At 68.4% G+C, this 20,778-nt stretch carries 21 protein-coding genes; 6 read left to right on the top strand and 15 right to left on the bottom strand.

All coding sequences use genetic code 11. From position 1 onward, the window contains the following. Positions 1-57: 57 nt before the first annotated feature. The 4 genes from KZ810_RS01345 to KZ810_RS01330 all read right to left on the bottom strand — a co-directional run bounded on the left by KZ810_RS01345 (position 58) and on the right by KZ810_RS01330 (position 3,605). Complete coding sequence (locus KZ810_RS01345; RefSeq protein ID WP_219767208.1) at positions 58-672, bottom strand: methyl-accepting chemotaxis protein; 615 nt, start codon at positions 670-672, stop codon at positions 58-60. A gap of 105 nt (positions 673-777) precedes the next feature. After that, positions 778-2,004 (bottom strand): SAM-dependent methyltransferase, encoded by a 1,227-nt coding sequence (locus KZ810_RS01340; RefSeq protein ID WP_219767207.1) that lies wholly within the window; start codon positions 2,002-2,004, stop codon positions 778-780. Between the two features lie 54 nt (positions 2,005-2,058). Beyond that, the gene (locus tag KZ810_RS01335; protein ID WP_219767206.1) at positions 2,059-2,814 is read right to left on the bottom strand and encodes a molybdopterin-dependent oxidoreductase; all 756 of its coding nucleotides are present in this window, start codon (positions 2,812-2,814) and stop codon (positions 2,059-2,061) included. Then, entirely contained in the window at positions 2,811-3,605 is a 795-nt protein-coding gene (locus tag KZ810_RS01330) for a cytochrome b/b6 domain-containing protein (protein WP_219767205.1), read from the bottom strand. The genes KZ810_RS01335 and KZ810_RS01330 overlap by 4 nt, the downstream gene beginning before the upstream one ends. A gap of 26 nt (positions 3,606-3,631) precedes the next feature. Between KZ810_RS01330 and KZ810_RS01325 the strand changes: the two genes are divergently transcribed. Then, positions 3,632-4,249, top strand: a complete 618-nt coding sequence (locus KZ810_RS01325; RefSeq protein ID WP_219767204.1) for a flavin reductase family protein — start codon at positions 3,632-3,634, stop codon at positions 4,247-4,249. 100 nt (positions 4,250-4,349) lie between these two features. Here the strand turns inward: KZ810_RS01325 and KZ810_RS01320 are convergent, their stop codons facing one another. Further along, the gene (locus tag KZ810_RS01320; RefSeq protein WP_219767203.1) at positions 4,350-5,105 is read right to left on the bottom strand and encodes a sulfite exporter TauE/SafE family protein; all 756 of its coding nucleotides are present in this window, start codon (positions 5,103-5,105) and stop codon (positions 4,350-4,352) included. Positions 5,106-5,276: 171 nt separating this feature from the next. Between KZ810_RS01320 and KZ810_RS01315 the strand changes: the two genes are divergently transcribed. Then, the gene (locus KZ810_RS01315; protein WP_219767202.1) at positions 5,277-6,032 is read left to right on the top strand and encodes a hypothetical protein; all 756 of its coding nucleotides are present in this window, start codon (positions 5,277-5,279) and stop codon (positions 6,030-6,032) included. 269 nt (positions 6,033-6,301) lie between these two features. Here KZ810_RS01315 and rlmN read toward each other — a convergent pair whose 3' ends face one another. Next, on the bottom strand, positions 6,302-7,525 hold the full coding sequence (rlmN, locus tag KZ810_RS01310) for a dual-specificity RNA methyltransferase RlmN (protein WP_219767691.1): 1,224 nt from the start codon (positions 7,523-7,525) through the stop codon (positions 6,302-6,304). Between the two features lie 898 nt (positions 7,526-8,423). On the opposite strand from rlmN, the gene KZ810_RS01305 reads away from it, so the two are divergent. The 3 genes from KZ810_RS01305 to KZ810_RS01295 all read left to right on the top strand — a co-directional run bounded on the left by KZ810_RS01305 (position 8,424) and on the right by KZ810_RS01295 (position 11,460). After that, positions 8,424-8,810, top strand: coding sequence for a DUF6491 family protein (locus KZ810_RS01305; protein ID WP_219767201.1), 387 nt, complete (start codon positions 8,424-8,426; stop codon positions 8,808-8,810). A gap of 19 nt (positions 8,811-8,829) precedes the next feature. Next, complete coding sequence (locus KZ810_RS01300; protein WP_219767200.1) at positions 8,830-9,771, top strand: trypsin-like serine peptidase; 942 nt, start codon at positions 8,830-8,832, stop codon at positions 9,769-9,771. Positions 9,772-9,858: 87 nt separating this feature from the next. Continuing rightward, positions 9,859-11,460, top strand: a complete 1,602-nt coding sequence (locus KZ810_RS01295) for a hypothetical protein (RefSeq protein ID WP_219767199.1) — start codon at positions 9,859-9,861, stop codon at positions 11,458-11,460. A 39-nt stretch (positions 11,461-11,499) separates the two neighbouring features. Here KZ810_RS01295 and KZ810_RS01290 read toward each other — a convergent pair whose 3' ends face one another. The 3 genes from KZ810_RS01290 to KZ810_RS01280 form a co-directional block, all read right to left on the bottom strand. Next, the gene (locus KZ810_RS01290) at positions 11,500-12,507 is read right to left on the bottom strand and encodes a zinc-dependent alcohol dehydrogenase family protein (protein WP_219767198.1); all 1,008 of its coding nucleotides are present in this window, start codon (positions 12,505-12,507) and stop codon (positions 11,500-11,502) included. Positions 12,508-12,572: 65 nt separating this feature from the next. After that, a complete protein-coding gene (gene rpiA / locus KZ810_RS01285) occupies positions 12,573-13,244 on the bottom strand; it encodes a ribose-5-phosphate isomerase RpiA (protein WP_219767197.1) in 672 nt (223 codons plus the stop codon). 38 nt (positions 13,245-13,282) lie between these two features. Then, positions 13,283-14,173 carry a crotonase/enoyl-CoA hydratase family protein gene (locus KZ810_RS01280; RefSeq protein WP_219767196.1) on the bottom strand — a complete coding sequence of 297 codons (891 nt, stop codon included), beginning with the start codon at positions 14,171-14,173 and terminating at the stop codon, positions 13,283-13,285. 45 nt (positions 14,174-14,218) lie between these two features. Here KZ810_RS01280 and KZ810_RS17415 point away from each other — a divergent pair, with 45 nt between their 5' ends. After that, complete coding sequence (locus KZ810_RS17415; protein ID WP_219767195.1) at positions 14,219-14,467, top strand: MmyB family transcriptional regulator; 249 nt, start codon at positions 14,219-14,221, stop codon at positions 14,465-14,467. Positions 14,468-14,477: 10 nt separating this feature from the next. On the opposite strand, the gene KZ810_RS01270 is transcribed toward KZ810_RS17415, so the two are convergent. The 6 genes from KZ810_RS01270 to KZ810_RS01245 form a co-directional block, all read right to left on the bottom strand. Beyond that, entirely contained in the window at positions 14,478-14,894 is a 417-nt protein-coding gene (locus KZ810_RS01270) for a hypothetical protein (protein ID WP_219767194.1), read from the bottom strand. Positions 14,895-14,923: 29 nt separating this feature from the next. After that, a complete protein-coding gene (locus tag KZ810_RS01265) occupies positions 14,924-17,152 on the bottom strand; it encodes a TonB-dependent receptor plug domain-containing protein (protein WP_219767193.1) in 2,229 nt (742 codons plus the stop codon). Between the two features lie 60 nt (positions 17,153-17,212). After that, entirely contained in the window at positions 17,213-18,250 is a 1,038-nt protein-coding gene (locus tag KZ810_RS01260) for a bile acid:sodium symporter family protein (RefSeq protein WP_219767192.1), read from the bottom strand. Between the two features lie 331 nt (positions 18,251-18,581). Continuing rightward, positions 18,582-19,241 carry a glutathione S-transferase family protein gene (locus tag KZ810_RS01255; protein ID WP_219767191.1) on the bottom strand — a complete coding sequence of 220 codons (660 nt, stop codon included), beginning with the start codon at positions 19,239-19,241 and terminating at the stop codon, positions 18,582-18,584. A gap of 134 nt (positions 19,242-19,375) precedes the next feature. Further along, entirely contained in the window at positions 19,376-19,555 is a 180-nt protein-coding gene (locus tag KZ810_RS01250; protein WP_219767190.1) for a hypothetical protein, read from the bottom strand. Between the two features lie 89 nt (positions 19,556-19,644). Continuing rightward, the gene (locus tag KZ810_RS01245; protein ID WP_258044268.1) at positions 19,645-20,682 is read right to left on the bottom strand and encodes a hypothetical protein; all 1,038 of its coding nucleotides are present in this window, start codon (positions 20,680-20,682) and stop codon (positions 19,645-19,647) included. Positions 20,683-20,778: the final 96 nt, after the last annotated feature.

Below are 20,778 nucleotides of genomic sequence, written 5' to 3'. Positions count from 1 at the left end.
CCGGATCAATTCAGGCCCACTCGCGCGGCGCCGACATCAAACCAGACAGCCGCTTCGTCAGCTCGCGGCGAGCGACGCGTCGATGATCCGCCGGATGTCCGACAGGACGTCCGACATCTGATGCGACAGATTACGCACTTCGTCCGCTACCACCGCGAAGCTCCGCCCCTCACCGCCCATGCGCGCCGCCTCGATGCTGGCGTTGAGCGCGACGATACGGTTATGCGCCGAGATGCTCGCCACCCGTTCGAGCATTGTGCCCGCTTGCGTCGTCAACAGCGCGCGCCGCTCGCTCACCCGTTCCAAATCGCGCGCGTGCGTAACGTCAACGAAGGTCAGGACTGACGCGTCATTCTCCGCCGGGCTGAACGTCACCTCGAATATCTTGCCGTCGTCGAAATGATGGTCGAACTGTTTGCGTACGCCCTGCTGACGCCACAACCTGTGGTTTTCGATCACCAGTGCGGTTCGCTCGTGCGACCACCCGACGGTCGCCCCCACGCAGCGTAGATAGTCGACCAGGCTCGACCCGACGGTGATCAGCCTCTCATCGAACCCGAAGATCTGACTGACCTTCGGGTTGATCAGCTGGATCGTCTCGTGGCGATCATACACCACCATGCCGTGGCGGATGTTTGCCATCACCAGTTCGATCTGCGCCGTGGGCGTCATCTACTGCGTCACTCGCCGCCAACCTAACATACATTAGACAGTGAAGCGATCTTGTCGCCCTGACAAGCCTTTGCGCGGCGCAGACGCCCGCAGCCCGACGCCCCCTCACCCCCGCAGCCGCTGTTCCCCCTCGACCATGTAATCGCGCGTCAGCGGCAGCGCGTCGCGGTCGCGGGTGAACTGGATCTGGAAATTGACCAGCGGTCCGTTGGTGAACGACACGATCGCGCCGGCCAGATAATAGGTCCACATCCGGAAGAACCGCTCGTCGTAGAGCGCGACGATCGCGTCGCGGTTGGCGACCGTCCGCGCGTACCAGTCGCGCAGCGTATAGGCGTAATGCAGCCGCAGCACTTCCACGTCGCTGACGAACCAGCGGATATAGTTGTTCGCCTCCAGCACCTCGGACAGGCCCGGAATATAGCCGCCGGGGAAGATGTATTTGTCGGTGAACTGGTCGGTGAAGCCCGGCCCGTCGGCACGCCCGATCGTGTGGAGCAGCATCACCCCCTTGGGCGTCAGCAGGTCGCGGCATTTCTCCAGATAGGTGCGGAAATTGCGCACCCCGACATGCTCGAACATGCCGACCGACACGATGCGGTCGAACGTCTGGTTGAGCGCGCGATAGTCGATCAGCTCGAAGCGCACCTTGTCGGCGACCCCCGCTTCGGCGGCGCGGCGCTGCGCCACCTTCAACTGCTCCTCCGACAGCGTGATGCCCAGCACCTCGGCCCCGGTCTTCGCGTGGATGTACAGCGCCATCCCGCCCCAGCCGCACCCGATGTCGAGCACGCGCATTCCCGGCTCGATCGCCAGTTTCGCGACGATATGCGCCTTCTTGTCGGCCTGCGCCTGTTCGAGCGTGTTGTCGCGGTCGGTATAGTAAGCGCAGCTGTACTGCTTGTCGGCGTCGAGGAAGAGGTCGTACAGCCGGTCCGACAGATCGTAATGGTGCGCGACGTTCTTCTTCGACTCCAGCGCCTTGTTCAACCGCAGGAAGCGGTGGCGGAACACCCCCTTGAGCCTGCGCCAGCGGTTCGCCGCCAGATGGTTGGTCCCGTTCTCCCAGCGCGAATTGGCGGTGGCGAGCGTCAGCAGGTCGAGGATATCGCCTTCCTCAATCGTCACGCGCCCGTCCATGAACGCCTCCGCCAGCCCGAGCGCAGGGTCGGCGAGGATCGCGCGGTACACGCTTGCCGCATGGATCGTGAAGGTGACGGGCTTGAGGTCGGGGTCGGGCGCGCCGAAGCGGGTGCGCGAGCCGTCGGGTTTGATGAGGGTCAGGTCGCCGCGACGGATCGCGCGGCGGAGGAATACGTCGATCAATGTCATGCGGCGACCGCTACCGGATGGTCGGGCGCGACACCAGCAACACGCGCGAAACGGTCAAATTCCCGCGTACCAATCGTAATCGACGTTATCCTCCCAATAACCGCCCTGCCCCTTGCCGATCCCGGCGAGCGTATCGACCGCGGTGACCTTCATCAGATATTTCGCGTGCTTGTACCCCAGATGCCGCTCGACGCGCAGCCGGCACGGCGCGCCGTGACCGACGTCGAGGAAGCGGTCGTTCAGCGCCCAGGCAAGGATCGTCTGCGGGTGGAACGCGTCGACCATGTCGACCGACTCGTAATAAGGCGCGCCGCCGTACAGATCGGCGCAGGTGAACACGACGTAGCGCGCGGCGTCACGCACCCCCGCCTGTTTGAGCACGTCGCCCAGGCGCGGCCCCTGCCACTTGCCGATCGCGCTCCACCCCTCGACGCAATCGTGCCGCGTGATCTGCGCGCGCTGCGGGAATTGGCCGAGGTCGCTCAGCGACAAAGTGAGCGGCCGCGCAACCAGCCCGTCGACCTGCAACCGCCAGTCGGCGAAGCGCCCGGCGCGAAGCGCGTTATACGCCGCCGTCCCCGGATCGCGCGTCCCGTTGGTGCGGAAATAGGGCGATCGCTGGTCGGCGGAGAATTCGGGCGCGAGCGCGTCGCGGTTCATCAACGCGCGCTGGAGCGCACGGTGCATGTCCTCGCCCTTGAAGATGATGTCGCGCACCTGCGGCTGCGCGATCACACGGTCGCACCCCGACAACAGCAGCCCCGCGCCGCCGCCCGCCAGCGCACCGATCAGTCCCCGGCGCCGGATCATCGCCCCACCTCCTGCGCGGCCGCGCCTGCCGGCGTCGACGTCGGAACCTCGGCGCGCGCGTCCGCCATCGTCCCCTCGATGCGCCATCTGCCCGAAATCATCGACCACAATTCGCGCCGCCACCCCGCCAGGATGACGAGCACCAGATGCACCACCACGAACGCGGTGATCGCCGCCATGGTGATGAAATGGATCGACCGCGCCGACTGCCGCCCGCCGAACAGGTCGAGCAGCCACGGCCACGCCGCATCCATCCCCGGCGACATCGCCAGCCCGGTCAGGATGACGAGCGGCAACGCAACGAACACGACGCCTGCGTAGGACAGTTTCTGCAACGGATTGTACGCGCCCGGATGCGCCTCGTCGTGGAACCGGAACTGCAGGTGCGCGCGCACGTCGGCGGCGAGATGCGCGGGGCTAAGATCCGCCGCGCGCAGCCGCAAATCGCGCTGAAAATGCCGGCTGATCAGGCTCGCGATCATGTAACCCAGCAATCCGAACGCGAGCACCAGTGCGAAGAACAGGTGCCAACGCCTCGAAATCGCGAGATTGTAATTCTGCGGAATCGTCACCCACGCCGGAAACCGCGGCAGCGTCGCCCAGGCCGCGTCGAAATTCGCGCCATAGCGACCCCAGTACAGCCGCGGGTGCGCGTTGCTGATCCCCAGCCCCGACCCGATGAGGATGAAGATCGCGACCGCGTTCACCCAGTGCCACAGCCGCGTCGCGAGCGAGTGGCGCCGGATGGTGACCGGGCCAGCAACAGGTGGCGTGATCGGCGTTGCGTCCATGTCCAACCCATATCAGTTATCGCGCCATGACCGAATGGCATTTCTACGAACCCGCGAACGGCCACGGCCTCGCGCATGATCCCCTGAACGCGATCGTCGCACCGCGCCCGATCGGCTGGATCGGCAGCGTGTCGGCGTCGGGGGTGCGCAATCTCGCGCCCTACAGTTTCTTCAACCTGCTCAACTACCGCCCCCCGATCCTCGCCTTTTCCTCGAACGGCTGGAAGGATTCGGTCGCCAACATCCAGGATACGCGCGAATTCACTTGGAATCTCGCCACCCGCCCGCTCGCCGAACAGATGAACGCCAGCGCCGCGACTGTGCCGGGCGAGGTCGACGAATTCACGCTCGCCGGGCTCGACACGCTTCCCTCGACGAAAGTCGCGCCCCCGCGCGTCGCCGCCAGCCCCGCCGCGTTCGAGTGCGTGCTGACGCAATTGATCCGGCTCGAGACGCGCGACGGTGCGCCCGTCGACACCTGGCTCGTCATCGGCGAGGTCGTCGGCATCCACATCGACACCGCGATGCTGACTGACGGCGTCTACCAGACCGCGCGCGCCCACCCGATCCTGCGCGGCGGCGGCCCGGCCGATTATTTCGAAATCACCGAAGCGGCGAAGTTCGCGATGAAACGACCGGGCTGAACAAACCAAAAAGCCCTCTCCCCTCCGGGGAGAGGGAGGGAGCGGCAAAGCCGCGGAAGGGTGAGGGGCCGCGGCTACATGGTGAAGCTGCTCCGCCCCCTCACCCGTACGCGCGCCAGAAGAACACCGCCGCCGTCACCCCCGTCACCGCCAGCGTCCACACCCGCACCGCGCGCTCGGGCAGCCGCTTGCCTAGCCACGCCCCGCCCCAGCCGCCCGCGACCGCGCCGAGCAGCATCGGCACGCAGTAGCGCCATTCGGCCATCCCGCCCGCGACGAATACGACCGCCGCTGCCGCATTCGCCACCGCCAGCATCAGCGTGCGCGGCGCGAACATCGCGCGCGGGGTGATGCTCGCGAGCAGGCCGTAGGTCGCGGTCGTCATCAACCCCACGCCGCCGCCGAAATACCCGCCATAGACCCCCAGCAGCGCCTGCGCGACGACCAGCGTGCGCGCGCCGATCGTAACCCGCCGCGCCAGCCACGCCGATGCGCTGCGCCCGAACGCCAGCACCACGAACGCGTACAGCACCAGCCACGGCACGATCACGTCGAACGTCGCGCCCGGCGTCACCAGCAGCAGCCAGCTACCCACCAGCCCCCCGGCAAAGGTGATCGCCGCGAGCAGGCGGTGGTCGACCCCGCCGACCGGGCCCAGTTCGTCGCGAAACGCCCACGCACTCGTCGCCGCACCGGGCAACAGCGCGACGTTCGAGGTCGCGTTGGCGATGTTCGCGGGCACCCCCGCCGCCAGCAGCGCGGGCAGCGTCGCGAACGTCCCGCCCCCGGCCAGCGCGTTCATCGCACCCCCGACCACGCCCGCGAGCGCCACCAACCCCAGCGTCGTCATCTCCATCGCACCCGCGCGTGCATCGGATCGCCGACGAAGGAAAGCCCCCGCCCCGCCGCCCGTCTCACCGCGATGGGAAGCAAGTGCGTTTCGTACCGCGAACGGGGGGAGGGATGATTTATAACGCGGAGATAGCGGGTGTGTCGGCTATGCCCGCGACCATATCGACGGCACTGATTGGACTATCCCACTTCCGGCAATATCGTTGTGTGGAAGGCAGGAATGATGAAGGGCAATCTTTTCGGCGACGTGTTTGGTGAAATAGGCGGACTACCCTGCCGAGCCTGGATCGTCATGTGTCTCTTCGGCATCGTCATGGCAGGAGCCGACGTGCTGGGGTGGAGCAGTGGGCCGGGATTATCGTCTATCGACTATGTATCCGCCTCAATTACAGCGCCTCTTGGTCTGTTTGCCGCCTATTTCGCGGGCATGTCGATGGTGTCACGCAGGGTAAGCGGACTAAGTTTCCTGCGCTTCATCTTTGGTGTTTTTTCCCTTTTTTCATTCTTGATAATTGGCATTGGCAGCATTCTAGTGCTACTCCCAAGCCCGTATAAGGGTATCATCCTCACTGTCGCTCTTACCCTAATTTTTTTCGGATGGCTTGCTCTGGCCTTCCTTCCTTCGTGGCCTATTGCACAGGCATTGTCATCGAAGTTGGTTTCGCCAACAAGGCTATTTCACGGCACCAAAGGGCATCGCGGGTCGCTGTTTCTTATATTTTTCGTTGGCGGCTCATTTAACAACCTTGTGCCATCTACCGCGGCGGCAAAAAGCCTTGGGGAAGCTATGGTTTATGCCGTGGGGAATAGTGCGGTCAGCGTGTTTACGATCACGCTCTTTGTCGCCTTGAGCGTGACAGCTTGGCGCTATGCGAGCGCAAATGACAAAACGCTGTACGGCGACGAGCCAAGGGCCGCAGGCGTTTTCTAGTCGGAGATACCCATCCAAAATTTCTGGAATGCTCGATGAGAGCGGCAAAGCGAGGGTGTTAGCTGACCGACGACCATGCGCCCAAAATCTGACGCAAAACTGCTAGTCGCCGCGTCAATTTCACACGAAGGTGCGGTGAGCGAACGGCCGCGGACGTGCGGCGCGGTGCTGATGCCGAGCAGCCAATCCCGCTGATTGCCGGTACCCTTGTCTGGCAATAGCGTGATGCAGGCGCAGCCTTCCCACCGCGCCCGGCCCGCCCCCCGGGCTCACCCCGCCGCGACCAGCTCCCCCGCGCCTTCCGCCGCCGCCGCCTCGCGGTCAAGCTGCGCGCGGCTCTTCTTCTCCGCCGCGGTCTTCAATTGTCCGCACGCCGCGTCGATGTCGCGCCCGCGCGGGGTACGCACCGGCGCGGAGATGCCGCCCGCGAACACGATGTCGCTGAACGCGCGCACGCGCTCGGGCGTCGAGCATTCGTACGCCGCACCCGGCCACGGGTTGAACGGGATCAGGTTGACCTTGGCGGGCAGCTTGTAGTGCTTGAGCAACCGGACCAGCTCGTGCGCGTGCGCGTCGCTGTCGTTCTTGTCCTTCAGCATGACGTATTCGAACGTGATCCGCCGCGCGTTGTTCGCGCCGGGATAGTCCGCGCACGCCTGCAACAATTCCTCGATGCCGTATTTGCGGTTGAGCGGCACGATCTCGTCGCGGATTTCCTTCGTCACCGCGTGGAGCGACACCGCCAGGTTGACCCCGATCTCCGCGCCCGCGCGCGCCATCATCGGCACCACGCCCGACGTGCTGAGCGTGATCCGCCGCTTGCTGAGCGCGAGGCCGTCGCCGTCCATCACGACCGACAGCGCGTCGCGCACGTTGTCGAAATTATACAGCGGCTCGCCCATCCCCATCATCACGATGTTGGTCAGCATCCGCCCCTCGGGCTGCGACGGCCATTCGCCCAGCGCGTCGCGCGCCAGCATCACCTGCCCGACGATCTCGCCCGCGGTCAGATTGCGCACCAACCGCATCGTGCCGGTGTGGCAGAAGGTGCAGTTGAGCGTGCACCCGACCTGGCTCGACACGCACAAGGTGCCGCGGTCGGCGTCGGGGATGAACACCGCCTCGTAATCCTGCCCGTCGGGCGAGCGGAGCAGCCACTTGCGCGTCCCGTCCGACGATACTTGCGCCTCGACCACCTCTGGCCGCCCGACGACGAAGCGCGCCTCCAGCCACGGATGCTGCGCCTTGGCGATGTCGGTCATCTGCGAAAACTCGGTCGCACCACGATTATAGATCCAGTGCCAGATCTGCTTGGAGCGGAGCTTCGCCTGCCGCGGCTCCATCCCGGCGCCGAGCAACGCCTCGCGCAGTTCCGCCTTGTTCAACCCGACGAGGTCGACACGGCCGTCCTCGCGCGGCGCGACCGCGCGCGGCACGGGCACAGGGTCGATGTGCCCGGCAATGGGCATGATGGCGGCGGCGATCTCAGGCATGCGCGCGTATATAGCCGATCCGGCGACGTTTTTCCACTCACGCTGCCGCAGTGGCGCGCGCGCTTGGCCGAGCCGCGACGCGCGCCACGTACGCCATGCCTGCACCGTGCTCATCAGCATCGGGCCGGTCGCCGCGACGGGCCACAACGCGGACCGGCCGAGCACGGCGTCGTCGCGCTACTCTCGCGATGCCAGCACCAGCGCAACCACCGGCCCCAATACCCGATCGCCCCATGTCACCTGCGGCAAATTCCTGCCCCGCGCCCCTGCCCGGTCGAGCGCGGGCAGCCCCGACGAAAGCTGCACGAGCGCCCGCTCGCGCCGACGCCACGGTTGCCGCGACCGTCGCACCTTTGTCCGGTCCCTCGAACAAGACGACGATCGCGCCAGCCACGGCCATCACACCCAGGATCGCAGCCCAAAAGTGCCAACGCAAGTCGCGCCAATACACGACCACGAACATGTCGCGCTCGGCCGCGCCGTCCAGACAGCCCGCCCCGGCCACTTACGTCGATAAAGATAGCCGCTGCCCACGGGCGTGAACGGCGTTCGCGACCATGACGAACCGACCAAGCGCATCGTTCGGCCCCGCCAGCCGATCCGGCCCGACCGACCCTCGCCGACACGCTGAACACGAAAACAGGTCTGCCCGTTGATACAGCCATCGAAGGGTCGGCAGCGGCGATAGCGAAACCAAGTATCCGGCGACCGCGAAGCAGCCCCGCCGCAAGGCGCTACTACCAATAACTGTGCTTATAGTTCCAAGCTCGCGTCAAAAGATATGACGGACAACATATCTCTGACATCGAACAGTAACAAAGCGCGCATTTATTTACCCTTCACAGATCGAACGCTTTGTCGACTTGCACATGACACCCGATCGGGGCACCCTCCACCCATGAAGACAACGCGAATCGCCCTGCTCGCGCTTCCCGCGCTGATGCTCACCGCCGCCGGCCCCGTCACCGCCAACGATCCGCTCGCGGGTCGTGTCGCGGGGAAGCCGGTCAACTGCATCTCCGCGACCGAGACGCGCGGACAGGCGCAGATCGTCGACGACAAGACGATCACCTATTCGCGCACCGCCAACCGGACCTGGGTCACCCACCCGGAGGGCGTGTGCAACGGCCTCGCGCCCAATCGCGCACTGGTGGTCGAACGGCGCGGCGCGCAGCTGTGCCGCGGCGACCGTTTCCGCACCGTCCGCGCCCCCGCCACCGTGCCCTCGGCGCAATGCTTCTTCGGCGCGTTCACCCCCTACGACAAGGTCGCCGCGCGTCGCTGATCCGCGCGCGGGGGAACGGATGACCCGCCGCTCGCGACGACGACCGCACGCGTCGGTTATCCTCGCGGCGGCCACGCTCGCCGCCGCGACCTGCGCCCCGCTCGCCGCCAACGTCTTCGCCGCCGACGGCCGCGATCCGCGCCGCTTCGCCGACGCCGATCCCGCGGATGTCGACGCGCACGCCCCCGTCGGCAGCGTGTCCGCCGATTTCACGCTGCGCAACGTCACCACCTTCGGCGGGGTCGCGCCGGGTGAGGGCACCGCGTTCATGGTCTCGCCCTGCTACGCGCTGACCGCCTATCACGTGCTGTTCGGCGGCGGCGCGCCGACGCTTAACCCGATGGGCAATTACCCGGTGACGCTGCGCTTCGGCGGCGATGCCGCGGGACATCCCGCGCTGGTGGTCAAGGGACGCGTGCGGGTGTGGGGGTCGGCGGGCCGCGCCGCGCCCGACGTCGCACTGATCCTGCTCGACGGCTGCCCCGGCCGCCGCATCGGCTGGTTCGATCTCGCCCCCGCTCCCACCCCTACATCGCGCGCGCCTACATCGCCCGCCCCCACCCCGGTCGGCACGCCGGTCACGATGCCCGGCTTCGCCGCCGACCGCAGCATGCGGCGGTTGAGCGTGCAGACCGATTGCCGCATCCGCGCCGTGCTCCCCGCGCGCGGCTGGCTGCTCCACGATTGCGCCTCGCGTGAGGGCTCATCGGGCGCGCCGCTGCTCGTCCGGCGCGGTGGCCAGCACATCGTCGTCGGCATCAACGCGGGCGAGTTCGACCCGAGCCCGGGGATCGAGCCCGCCTACACCCCCGCGCGCGCCAATTGGGCGATCGACGCGGCCACCCTGCGCACCGCCGCGCGGCTGGTGGCGGTGATCGCGCGCGACCAGCAGCGTGCGCGCACCCCCAACCCGCTCGCCCCCAATCCGCTCAATCGCACCCCGCGCGCGCCGCCGCCCTGATTCGCCGCGGCGGGCGCTGCGCACGTCTTGCGCCGCCCCGCCGCCTCCGCCACGATACGTCCGCGCGTGCCCCAGCGGCACCGATCCTTGGGGGGAACACACATCATCCGACTGCCGCTCGCCGCCGCGCTGCTCGCCGTTACGCCATCCGCGGCGCTGCTTGCGCCGACGTCTGCCGCCGCGCAAGTCAAGAGCCCGCTCGAACTCACCACCGATCCCGCCGACAAGGCGGTGATGGCGGAAGCCGCCGCCGCGGTTGCCGAGCGGCCGCCCAGCCTCGCCAGGCTCGACGCCGTCCTTGCCAAGCTGCCGCGACCGACCCCGTTGCGCGGCATGGTCCAGTCGGTGCGCGCCAGCGTGCTCCTCGCGCAGCCGGACGAGCGGCCCGCGGTCGCCGCGATCGACGAGGCGCTGCGCCTGCTCCCCGATCATCCCGCGCCCAAGATGATCGCGACCGAGGTGTTCACCTTCTCGGGCGCGCCGCAGCGCGCCGCCGACCTCTGGCTCGCACTCAGCCAGCAGGCCCCCGACGTCGCGCGGCAGAGCCAGCGCTACACGATGATGGCGCTGGTCGGCCGCCTGCGCGATCTGGGCGACCGCGCGCGCGCCGATCGCGTCTCGGCACGGCTCGGCGAGATCGGGTTCGCCGCCGCGCTCGCGCCCGAACGCTCGAGCTACGCGATCGCGCAGGTCCGCGACGCGATGCGCGCGGGCCGCACCGCCGACGCGGTCGCCGCGGTGCCGACGGTCGGCGATCCCAGCGATCTCGTCGCGATGTTCATCGACAAACGCTACGTGGCACTATGGCCGCGGATCACCGAATGGTCGGGCGGCAGCTTCGACGCGCCCGCGCGCCGCTATCTCGAGGAACTGCGCGCCGACTATAACGCCGCCGACGATTTCCAGACCGCGACGCCCTACGCGCGCGAACTCGCCGGCCTCCACGCCTATGACGCGGTGGTCGCGCTGTTCCTGCCGATGTTCGATCGCAGCTTCCCCGATGGCTACGGCCAGGGTGCCGAAACGCTCGCCCCGATCGTCGCGCGGTCGCTGACGACGATCGGGCGCGCCGCGGAGGGTCAGGCACTCCTCGCACGCGTCGCCGCCCGCCTCCCCCGCGAGGCCGCGGCCAACGCGCTCAACATCGACGCCGCTTATGCAACGATCGCGGCGGGTGCGGGCGACTGGGCACGCACGCTCGCCGCCGCCGACACGTTCCTGGCGCGCGCGCGCACCTTCGGCCACAGCGTCAACAGCAGCGCGATCGTCGGCATCCAGTCGTACCGCGCCTGCGCGCTGCACCAGCTCGGCCGCACCGACGAGGCCGCGCGCACGAAGGCGGAGGTGATGCTCGCCGCCGCCACCAGCCCGTCGCGCGTCGCCGACATGCTCGCGTGCATGAACGACGAGGCGACCCTGCGCCAGCACGTCATCGATCGCCTGGCGGACGAGGACACGCGCGCCTGGGCGCTCGGCTGGGTCCAGCCCTATGTCCGCGATCCCCGCGTCGCGCTCGATCGGCTGACCGACCCGGTCCACGACCGCGTCCGCACCGATCCCGCAGTCGTGGCGGCTGCGACCAAGGTCGGGCGCATCCTCCCCGCCCCCGTCGGCGGGACGCTGCCGAGCGTGTTCGAGCCCTATCGCGCACCGCCCGCACGCGCGCCGGTCGCGAAGGACGCGGTCTGAGCGTGCGCGCGCGGGTACGCCGACGCGCGCGCGCTCACCTCACCATTCGATGCCGATCTTTCCGAAATGGCTCGCCCCCGCCTCGTAAGCGAAGGCATCGGCCAGCTCGGCCATCCTGAACCGCCGGTCGATCACCGGCCGGATCGCATTCGCCTCGATCGCGCGGACGAAATCCTGCTGCTCGCGCCGGCTGCCGACGATCAACCCCTGCAACCGCGCCTGCTTGCCCATCAACGCCGCAGTCGGCACCTCGCCGCCGACGCCGGTCAGCACGCCGATCAGCGAGATATGCCCGCCGACGCGCACTGCCTCGATCGACTGCGCGAGCGTGCCGGGCCCGCCGACCTCGACCACATGGTCGACGCCGCGCCCCTCCGCCCACTCATACACCCGCGCGCCCCAGTCCTGATGCGTGCGATAGTTGAGCGTGAAATCCGCCCCCAGTTCGCGCGCGCGCGCCAGTTTCTCGTCCGACGACGAGGTGATCGCGACGGCCGCGCCCATCGCCTTCGCGATCTGCAACGCCCAGATCGACACGCCGCCGGTGCCAAGCAGCAGCACGCGGTCGCCCGCCTTCAGCTTGCCGTCGACAACCAGCGCGCGCCACGCGGTCAGCCCCGCGGTGGTGATCGCCGCCGCCTCGACCGCGTCGTACCCGGCGGGCGCACGCGTGAACGCGGTCGCGGGCAGCACGACATGCTCCTGCGCGAACCCGTCGATCCCGTCGCCCGGCGTGCGGCTGAAATCGCCGATCGTCGGCGCGCCGTCCTGCCAGTCGGGGAAGAAGCACGACACCACGCGGTCGCCGACCGCGAATTCGGTCACGCCCTCGCCGACCGCCTCGACCACGCCCGCGCCGTCCGACAGCGGCACGCGCCCCGGCGCGCTCGGCATCTTGCCGGTCGCGACCCCCAGGTCGTGATAATTAAGCGAGCTCCCCTCGATCCGCACCCGGATCATCCCCGCGCCCGGCTGCCCCGGATCGTCGCGATCGACCTGTTTCAACCCGTCGAGCCCCGGCGTGTCGCCCAGCACCATTACCTTCATCGCACGATCTCCATGTTCACCCGCCCGAACGCGCGACGACCGCGACGTTCCCACGACCCGCCCGATCAGCGAGGGCGTTGATCCCGCTCGATCCGCGTCACGACGCCCGCGTCCGCGACATAGGCCGCGTCGACCTCGCGCAGGAACAATCCGTGCCCCAGCGCGCCGGGGATCGCGTCGATCGCCGCCGCCAGCGCGCGCGCGTCGTCGATGCGTCCGAACCGCGCGTCGAGGATTAGATTGCCGTTGTCGGTCCCGCCCTCGCGCAGACCCACCGCCGCACCCAGCGCCTCCAGCCGCGCGGCGACGAAGCTGCGCGCGAACGGCAGCACCTCGACCGGCAGCTTCGCCGCGCCGATCGCGTTCACGCGCTTCGTACCATCCGCGATCACCACCATCCGGTCGGATGCCGCGGCGACCACCTTCTCGCGCAGCATCGCGCCGCCCGCGCCCTTGATCGCACGAAGCTGCGCGTCGATCTCGTCCGCGCCGTCGATCGTCAGGTCGACGCGCGCGACGCCCGCGAAATCGTGGACGATGATGCCCAGCGCTTCGGCCGCCCGCGCGCTCGCGATGCTCGTCGATACCGCCTCGATCCGCAGCCCGTCCCGCACCCGCTCGCCCAGCGCCGCGATCAGGAACGCGACCGTCGATCCCGTCCCCAGCCCGACGAGCATCCCGTCGCGCACCTCGCCGACCGCAGCCTCGGCCGCCAGCCGTTTGTCATCGTCCGCCATGCCCGCCTCGACGCAGCAGCGCGCGCGACGTTCCCGCCTCACCGATACGCCGGCTCCTCCCACCACGGATAGAAATCGGGCATCGCCGCGCTCACCCGGTCGGGATAGGCGGGTTGGCGCTTCTCGAGGAAACTCGTCACCCCCTCGCGCGCGTCGCCCGACCGCCCGCGCGACAGGATCGCGCGGCTGTCGACGCGGTGCGCCTCCATCGGATGCTGATAGCCCAGCCCCCGCCACATCATCTGCCGCGTCAGCGCGACCGAGACGGGGGCGGTATTGTCCGCGATCTCGCGGGCGATTGCGGTGGCGCGCGCCAGCAGCGCGTCCGCGGGCACCACCTCCCTGACCAGCCCGCCCGCCTTCGCCTCGGCGGCGTCGAACACGCGCCCCGAATAACACCATTCGAGCGCCTGGCTGATCCCGACGACGCGCGGCAGGAACCAGGACGACGCCGCCTCGGGCACGATCCCGCGCCTCGCGAACACGAAACCGAACCGCGCCGCCTCGCTCGCGACGCGGATGTCCATCGGCAGCGTCATCGTCGCGCCGACCCCCACCGCCGCGCCGTTGATCGCCGCGATCACGGGTTTCAGGCATTGGAATATACGCAGCGTCAACCGCCCGCCCCCGTCGCGCGCGCGCTCGACCCCGTAGCGCAATTCGCCGTCCGGCCCGACCGGCGAGTCTTCGCCCGCGTCGGCGTAATCGAACGTCGCACCCCCCGCCGACAGATCGGCGCCGGCACAAAAGGCGCGCCCCGCCCCCGTCACGATCACCGCGCGCACGTCGTCGTCGGCGTCGATCGCGTCGAACGCCGCGATCATCTCCGCCATCATCTGGCCCGTGAAGGCGTTGAGCTTGTCGGGCCGCGACAGCGTGATCGTCGCCACCCCGTCCGCCACCGCGTAACCGATCTGCTCAAACTCCATCGCCGCTCTCCCTCGCTACCGGGCGAACATAACATCAGTTATGCTTTGCGGCGCAACGGCTTTTCGCCCCCGCTCGCACGCCCACTCAAGGAAGCAGTACCGTCTGGCGAAACGGTCCCGCATTGGTCGCGGCATGCGCCACCGTCGTGGTGGGGCGATCACAACATCCGCGCGCCCGGCTCGGGCATCAAGCGGCTTCACCACCCCCGGTTCGGCCCGGTGTCATACGCGCACGCCAGTTTTCAGGCCAACGACGACCCGTCGCTCCGCCTCACCATCTACACGCGGGCGTGACGCGTCGCGGTCAGGCGCGTCGCCCGAACAACCGCCCCAGCACCTGCTCGACCGCCTGTCCGATCGCGTCGCCGTCGATCCCGCCGGTGCCCGGCTGGCGCGGCGTCTCGCTGCGCGCATCGTTCGCGGGCGCGGGCTTCTCCGCCCTGTCCCGCTCCGCCGCCCTGTCCCGCTCCGCCGCCCTGTCCCGCTCCGCTCCATTTCCCCGCTCCGCCGACGCGGTCGCGTGCTCGGCCGCCTTCGCTTCCGCCGCCTTCATCGCTGCGGCGGCCGCCATCGACAGCCCGGTCGCGATCATCGCCTTGCCCTGCGGCGAATTCGCGGTGGTGATCGCCTGGTCGATGATCTTCTCGCCCGCGCGGCGCAGTTCCTTGGGCAGCTTCACCCCGCCGATCGTCTTGGGGATGCGTTTCTTCTTCTTGGCCATGCGCGTCACTCCTGTTGCCCGCTATATGGTCATCCGAACGTCCGCTTGAAGGTGAGCAGCGGCACGACGAACCCGTTACGCCGCCGGTATTCGCGCGTGACCGGCGTGGTCGACGTCCGGTCGGGGACGTAGAACAACCGCTCGCGGTACGCCGGGCTCGCCAGTGCATTCTCCAGCGTGAAGGTGACGACGCTCGTCTTGGTCGGCCGCCACTCCGCGAACACCTGCGCGTACAGCCGGCGAAAGCTCCGGTCGGTCTCGTCGCGGCGATATTGCGTCGAACTCGTCGCATTCTCCGCCAGCACCCCCCAGGCGAAACTGCCCAGGTCCTGCCGGAACTCCGCCGATCCGTAGAAGGCGCTGTTGCCCGTGAACGGCCGCGTCGTCAGTGTGTACGGATCGGTCACGAACGTCGGCACGTACGACCCGTACAGCGTCAGCCGCCCGCCCTTCACCCCCAGCGTCTTCAGCGGCGCTTCGACCCGGGCGCGCGCGATCAACACGGTGCCGCTACCCAGATTGCCCGGCGCGTCGAACCCTTCGGGCGTCGGCACGCGGTCCTGCACCAGGCTGATGTGCGTATACCCCGCCTCCAGCCGCACCAGCCCGTCGCCCAGGATTGGGTGCTCGAGCGTGCCGAGCAGCTCCCAGCTGCGCTGCGGGACGAGTTGCGCGTTGCCGCCGTTGACGCGGTCGTTGCCCAGTTCGGCGACCGAGATGAAGTCGGTGAACTGCAACTGGTTGACCGTCCGCTGCGCCGACACCTGCGCGCGCCAGCCGGGCGAGAAGCGCCAGTCGAGCACCAGCTTGGGCTTCAGGAACGACAGCGTCCGCTTCGCATCGACGTCGCCCGACACCGTCAGCCGCGACGCCTCCACCGTCAGCCCGCCGTCGACGCGCAAGTTCGGCGACAACGCGCGCCCGACGTTGACGAACGCCTCACCGCGCACCTCGCGCACCGTCGCATCGTCGACCGGCAGGTCGATCCGCGTCCGCGCGCCACCTGCCGCCAGATCGAACAGGTCGACGCGGCTGCGCAGCTCGTTGATCACGCCCTCCGCCCCTGCCTCGACGTTCCAGCCGTTCCACCCCGACCGGTTCCACACCAGCCGCGCCAGCGTTTCCGACTGGCGGTCGTTGAGCGACTGGCTGAACCCCGTCGGCCCGGGCCCGCCGCTACCGAACAGGTCGATCAGCGACAGGTCCTGGTTGTCGCGCCGCCGCCGCGTCGCGAGCCCGATCAGCTTGATCCCGCCCCCCGCCAGCGGCCGCGTCACGTCGCCGCCCAGCTCGTATTCGGTCAGGTCGTACCGCTCGGTCAGCGCATCCTCGCGCCTCGGCAGCCCGACGGTGTCGACGCGGTTCGACTGGTCGAGCGCGAAACGATTGGTCGCCGCGCGCGCGTTGACGTGCGCGGTGCGGTTCGTGCCGTCGTTATATTCCCACGACCCCGACAGCGCTTCCGCGGGATCGCGGAACCGGTTCACGCGGTAGCGATATTCGATTAACCGGTCGTCGCTCAGCGCGGTCACGCGGTCGAACCCCTCCTGCGCCGATTCGGCATTGTCTATGTTCAACGCGAGATTGAACGTCGACTTGCCCGCGCGCAGCAGCGCCGACGCGCTCCCCTCGGGATATAGTTTCCCCAGATAATCGCGCCGCACGCTTCCCGTCAGCGTTCCGGCCAAGCCCCCGCTCGCGGAGGTGACGAGGTTCAGCACCTGCGGCTTACCCGTGAATTCCGCGCCGTACAGGTCGCCAGGCCCTACCTCGACACGCACCACGCGCCCCGCGGGGATGCGTGACAGGATCGTCTCGACAGTATCGCTCTTCGCCGACGCGCGCTGCCCGTTGATGACGACGTTGCCAGCCGCGCCGCCGAAGCCGCGCACCGATTCGTCGATCCGCTCGATCGTGAAGCCGGGCACGCGCTGGACGATCTGCAGCGCGGTCGCGGGCGCGAAGGTCGCGAACCATGCCGCGTCGTAGGTTCGCCGCCCGGTCACGCGGTCGGGCTGACCGGCGGGCTGCGGCCCCTCGGTCGCGACCGGCTTGGGCGCGGCGAGCCCGGCGGCACCCGGCACCGCCTGCGCCGCCGCATCCCCCGTCACCGCGATGCCCGCGATCGCGGCCGTCAGCGCCAGCGCGCTCGTCCCCGCGGTGCGCCACCGCGTCGCCTGCTCCCGCTTCCGCCCCCACACCCGCATCGCCTGCTTCCCCTCGTCGATGCGGGTTTGACTACAAACGTAGTCATACATCGTCAACGCTTGTTTTCGTTTCTCCGTATTATTCCACTAAGACACCTCTGGCAACCCCGTTCAGCGATTGTCCACCGCCGCCGCGACGACACCCGCATCCGCGCGTGCCGGGTCGATCCCGCCCGCCGTCTGCGCCGCATATCGCCGCGCCAGCACCGCGCAGACGAACAACTGCACTTGGTGGAAGATCATCAGCGGCAGCACGATCAGGCTGACCGATGACCCCGCGAACAGGATCGTCGCCATCGGGATCCCGCTCGCCATGCTCTTCTTCGATCCGCAGAACACGATTGCGATCTCGTCGGGCTTGGAGAAGCGCAACCGCCTCGCGCCCCAGGTCGTCAGCGCGATCACCGCCGCCAGCAGTACGCCGTTGCACACCAGCACCAGCGCCAGGTCGCCCGCGCTCACCGCGTGCCAGATGCCCGCCACCACGCCTTCGCTGAAGGCGGCATAGACGACCAGCAGGATCGAGCCGCGGTCGACCAAAGTCGTCGGCCCCTTGTGCCGCGCGATCCACCCTCCGATCAGCGGGCGCGCCAGCTGTCCCGCGACGAACGGCAACAGGATCTGCGCCGCGATGCTCTGAATCGCGTGCCACGACACGCCCCCGCTCGCCCCCGGCAGGCCGACGAGCGGCAAGAGCAGCGCGACGATCAACGGCGTCAGCACGGTACCGACCAGGTTCGACACCGACGCGCTGCACAGCGCGGCGGGCACGTTCCCGCCCGCGATCCCGGTGAACGCGATCGACGATTGCACCGTCGATGGCAGCAAGGTCAGGAACAGGATGCCCGTCGCGATCTCGCCCGGCAGCCACGCGCGCGCGGCGCTGCTCACCCCCAGCCCCAGCAGCGGGAACAGCGCAAAGGTGCTGAGGAACACCAGCCCCTGCAACCGCCAGTGCGTCAATCCGGCCCAGATCGCCGCCGGCGCCAGCCGCGCGCCGTACAGAAAGAACAGCAGCGCCACCGCCACCGTCACCGCGCCATCGGCGATCCGCGCCCCCTCGCCACGCGCGGGCAACACCGCCGCGAGCGCGACGGTCGCGATCAGCAGCATCAGATAGGGATCGATGAAACGGCGGATAAAGGTCATGCACGAAGCTCCGGTGAACCCCGCCCATGCCACGCCCCGCCCGCCCACGCGACCACCCCCACCTGCAATCACGCGTGTGGTACGGTCAATCCTCGCGCAGGCAGCACTTCGGGTTCGCCGGCCCCGACACCATGTCGAGGCATCGCACTTCAGCACCGACGTCATGTGTCGCGGTGCAACTCATCCACCTCTGGCTGACCGAAAAGGTTTCTGATCGAAAGCCTGAGTAAAGGCCTCGTATCGGCGCCGCTCGTGCCGCTCGGCCCTGACCGATACGCCACGGCCGTCTGGTCGGCGCTGCGGTCGTCAGCGGCCGTCATCACGACGCTGATCACGGCCTGATCAATCGATGTCGGTCGGTGAAGACCGCTCGCTGATCCTCGAACGCACGCTGATACGCCGGACGTGCTTCGGCACGGGCGACATACGAGCAGAGGTTCGGGAATTCCTCCAAAAGGTTCGTCCCGCTCAGACGGCGGAGGACGAGTACCATCATCAGGTCACCGGCCGTGAACGTGCCTTCCAGCCACGCCGCATCGCCCAGACAGCGTGCCAGCGGGGCGAGCCGCCTACGGACGCGATCGTTCAGGAGCAGAAGCCGCTCGTCGTACCAAGGCTTGTCGCCTTCCCAATATCCGACCTGTTCCCGCTCAACGATCGGCGGTTCGACCGTGTTGAGCGCGGCGAGCATCCACATGACGGCGCGTGCGCGGGGCACCGGATCGTCCGGCAACAGACCGGTCGAGGTGGAGGCGATATGGAGGATGATCGCGCCGGACTCGAACAGTGTCAGATCCCCGTCCTCGAATGTGGGTATCTGCCCGAAAGGGTTGAGTGCGAGGTGGCGCGGTTGCTTCATGTCGCTGAACGACACCAGCCGCACCCGATATGGTTGGCCGACTTCCTCCAGGGCCCATCGCACGCGCATGTCGCGAGCCTGCCCGCGGCCTTCGTCGGGCGAATCCTCGAAAGCGGTGATTGTTGGGTTCATCGCATCACCCCGCGCAGCGCAAAAGCGCCGTCAGGATACGGTGGCGGTCCCTGCCCCTGTCAAGCGAGGGTGCTGCACTCGAACGCCGATCACGACGCTCGAAATGTCATGGCACCGCTCCCCCCGCCGCGGCCTCACCGCTGCGTCGGGCTGGGCCGGTCCTCGCCCATCGGGCGGTCGCCCTCGGTCTTCACGTGGTTGATGTTGGTGCCGACGAAGATCACCACGATCAACGCCAGCACGATCAGCACCACCGTCAGGAAACGCGCGCGGCTCTTCGGGTCGGGATTGCCGCGCGGGGGCAGGTCGCTCATGGTCACTCGCACTCCTTGCCCGCCTCAACGCGCGAGCAGGCGCGGCGCTCCCCTCGGTTTCGTGCCACCAACCCCGCACCAGCACCGTGCTACGATCCGCTGGCGTCCAGCGTCACTTCCTTGCCCTGCACCCGCCCCGCGACTTTTCCGCTCGACACGGCCGACCACACCTGAGCCGGCGCGGGCATCTTGTTGAACGACGGCAAGGTCGACGCGCTACCGTCCACGTCCCGCAGCGTCACCGAATACGTGCCCGTCTTGTTGACCTGTCCCATCAGCGACGGCGCCACGCTCACCACGCGCCCGGCGTCGCCCAGCGCCATCGTGTAACCGTCCGTGCCCTGATCCGCGCGATAGACGCTGTAGCCTTGTTCGCTTCCCCCGTCGCGACACCAGGTCACCGGCGTCGATGGTTTCGCCGTCTTGGCTGCCGCTTGGCTGACCAGACTGAGACCGATCAGCACGTCGCCCAGATCCGGCTTCACCATCTTGGCCTTGGCATAGGCGAGTGGCGCTGCACATGCCGCCACCGGCACCGCCGTGCGTGCCGCCGACGTCCCTGCGCGCGGCCAACGCACGCCCGCGATCACCTGTCCCATCCGCTCGTCGAGTTGTGCTGCACTCAACGCCGGCGCGGTCATTCGCAGCGCGATCAGCCAGTCGCCGACCGGCACCACCGCCAGTGCCGTGCTGCGAAACTGACCGCCGGCGCTCGCATACACCTGTTTCAGAGCGGAGGTCGCGCCTGCGCCGGGTGCGGCGAACGCCACCGGCGTTGCGCTCGTGGGCGCCATATCGCGGATCACCTTGTTTGCCTCGAGCGCGGCGCGCGCGCGGTCGAACCACAATGCGACGTCGCCGGCCGCCGGGTGGAACAGGAACAGGGTCGTGATAACGCTCTTGTCCGCCGCCTCATATTGCGCGGTCACGTCGAATTCACCGTCGGTCGCATCGCTGAGCGCGGTACGCGACGATCCCGCCAGCGTCGGCATCAGGATGATCCCGGTTTGGGCGTGCTGCCACCCCTTGTTGGCCGGCACCGCGAGATCGCGCGCGTCAGCCGACGCTGCCGCGATCGTCCCGATCAGCACCGCGCCCGCGAGCCGCCATTCACGCATCGAACGCATCGTCATCCCCCCGCTTCCCGCAGCATGGATGCCGGGCTCTGTACCGACAACCCCTATTCGCGCGCGCGCCACACCCACGAACCTCGAAAGCCCCTT

The organism is Sphingomonas citricola (assembly GCF_019429535.1).
GTDB classification, from domain to species: Bacteria; Pseudomonadota; Alphaproteobacteria; order Sphingomonadales; family Sphingomonadaceae; genus Sphingomonas; species Sphingomonas citricola.
Note: the sequence above shows the minus strand (reverse complement) of the source record. Positions and strands in the feature narration are given on the sequence as shown.

What these genes read in the sequence shown, in the direction of transcription:
- KZ810_RS01345 (WP_219767208.1), bottom strand. Translation starts at nt 672, where the DNA reads ATGACGCCCACGGCGCAGATCGAACTGGTGATGGCAAACATCCGCCAC.
- KZ810_RS01340 (WP_219767207.1), bottom strand. Translation starts at nt 2,004, where the DNA reads ATGACATTGATCGACGTATTCCTCCGCCGCGCGATCCGTCGCGGCGAC.
- KZ810_RS01335 (WP_219767206.1), bottom strand. Translation starts at nt 2,814, where the DNA reads ATGATCCGGCGCCGGGGACTGATCGGTGCGCTGGCGGGCGGCGGCGCG.
- KZ810_RS01330 (WP_219767205.1), bottom strand. Translation starts at nt 3,605, where the DNA reads ATGGACGCAACGCCGATCACGCCACCTGTTGCTGGCCCGGTCACCATC.
- KZ810_RS01325 (WP_219767204.1), top strand. Translation starts at nt 3,632, where the DNA reads ATGACCGAATGGCATTTCTACGAACCCGCGAACGGCCACGGCCTCGCG.
- KZ810_RS01320 (WP_219767203.1), bottom strand. Translation starts at nt 5,105, where the DNA reads ATGGAGATGACGACGCTGGGGTTGGTGGCGCTCGCGGGCGTGGTCGGG.
- rlmN (WP_219767691.1), bottom strand. Translation starts at nt 7,525, where the DNA reads ATGCCTGAGATCGCCGCCGCCATCATGCCCATTGCCGGGCACATCGAC.
- KZ810_RS01305 (WP_219767201.1), top strand. Translation starts at nt 8,424, where the DNA reads ATGAAGACAACGCGAATCGCCCTGCTCGCGCTTCCCGCGCTGATGCTC.
- KZ810_RS01300 (WP_219767200.1), top strand. Translation starts at nt 8,830, where the DNA reads ATGACCCGCCGCTCGCGACGACGACCGCACGCGTCGGTTATCCTCGCG.
- KZ810_RS01290 (WP_219767198.1), bottom strand. Translation starts at nt 12,507, where the DNA reads ATGAAGGTAATGGTGCTGGGCGACACGCCGGGGCTCGACGGGTTGAAA.
- rpiA (WP_219767197.1), bottom strand. Translation starts at nt 13,244, where the DNA reads ATGGCGGACGATGACAAACGGCTGGCGGCCGAGGCTGCGGTCGGCGAG.
- KZ810_RS01280 (WP_219767196.1), bottom strand. Translation starts at nt 14,173, where the DNA reads ATGGAGTTTGAGCAGATCGGTTACGCGGTGGCGGACGGGGTGGCGACG.
- KZ810_RS01270 (WP_219767194.1), bottom strand. Translation starts at nt 14,894, where the DNA reads ATGGCCAAGAAGAAGAAACGCATCCCCAAGACGATCGGCGGGGTGAAG.
- KZ810_RS01265 (WP_219767193.1), bottom strand. Translation starts at nt 17,152, where the DNA reads ATGTATGACTACGTTTGTAGTCAAACCCGCATCGACGAGGGGAAGCAG.
- KZ810_RS01260 (WP_219767192.1), bottom strand. Translation starts at nt 18,250, where the DNA reads ATGACCTTTATCCGCCGTTTCATCGATCCCTATCTGATGCTGCTGATC.
- KZ810_RS01255 (WP_219767191.1), bottom strand. Translation starts at nt 19,241, where the DNA reads ATGAACCCAACAATCACCGCTTTCGAGGATTCGCCCGACGAAGGCCGC.
- KZ810_RS01250 (WP_219767190.1), bottom strand. Translation starts at nt 19,555, where the DNA reads ATGAGCGACCTGCCCCCGCGCGGCAATCCCGACCCGAAGAGCCGCGCG.
- KZ810_RS01245 (WP_258044268.1), bottom strand. Translation starts at nt 20,682, where the DNA reads ATGCGTTCGATGCGTGAATGGCGGCTCGCGGGCGCGGTGCTGATCGGG.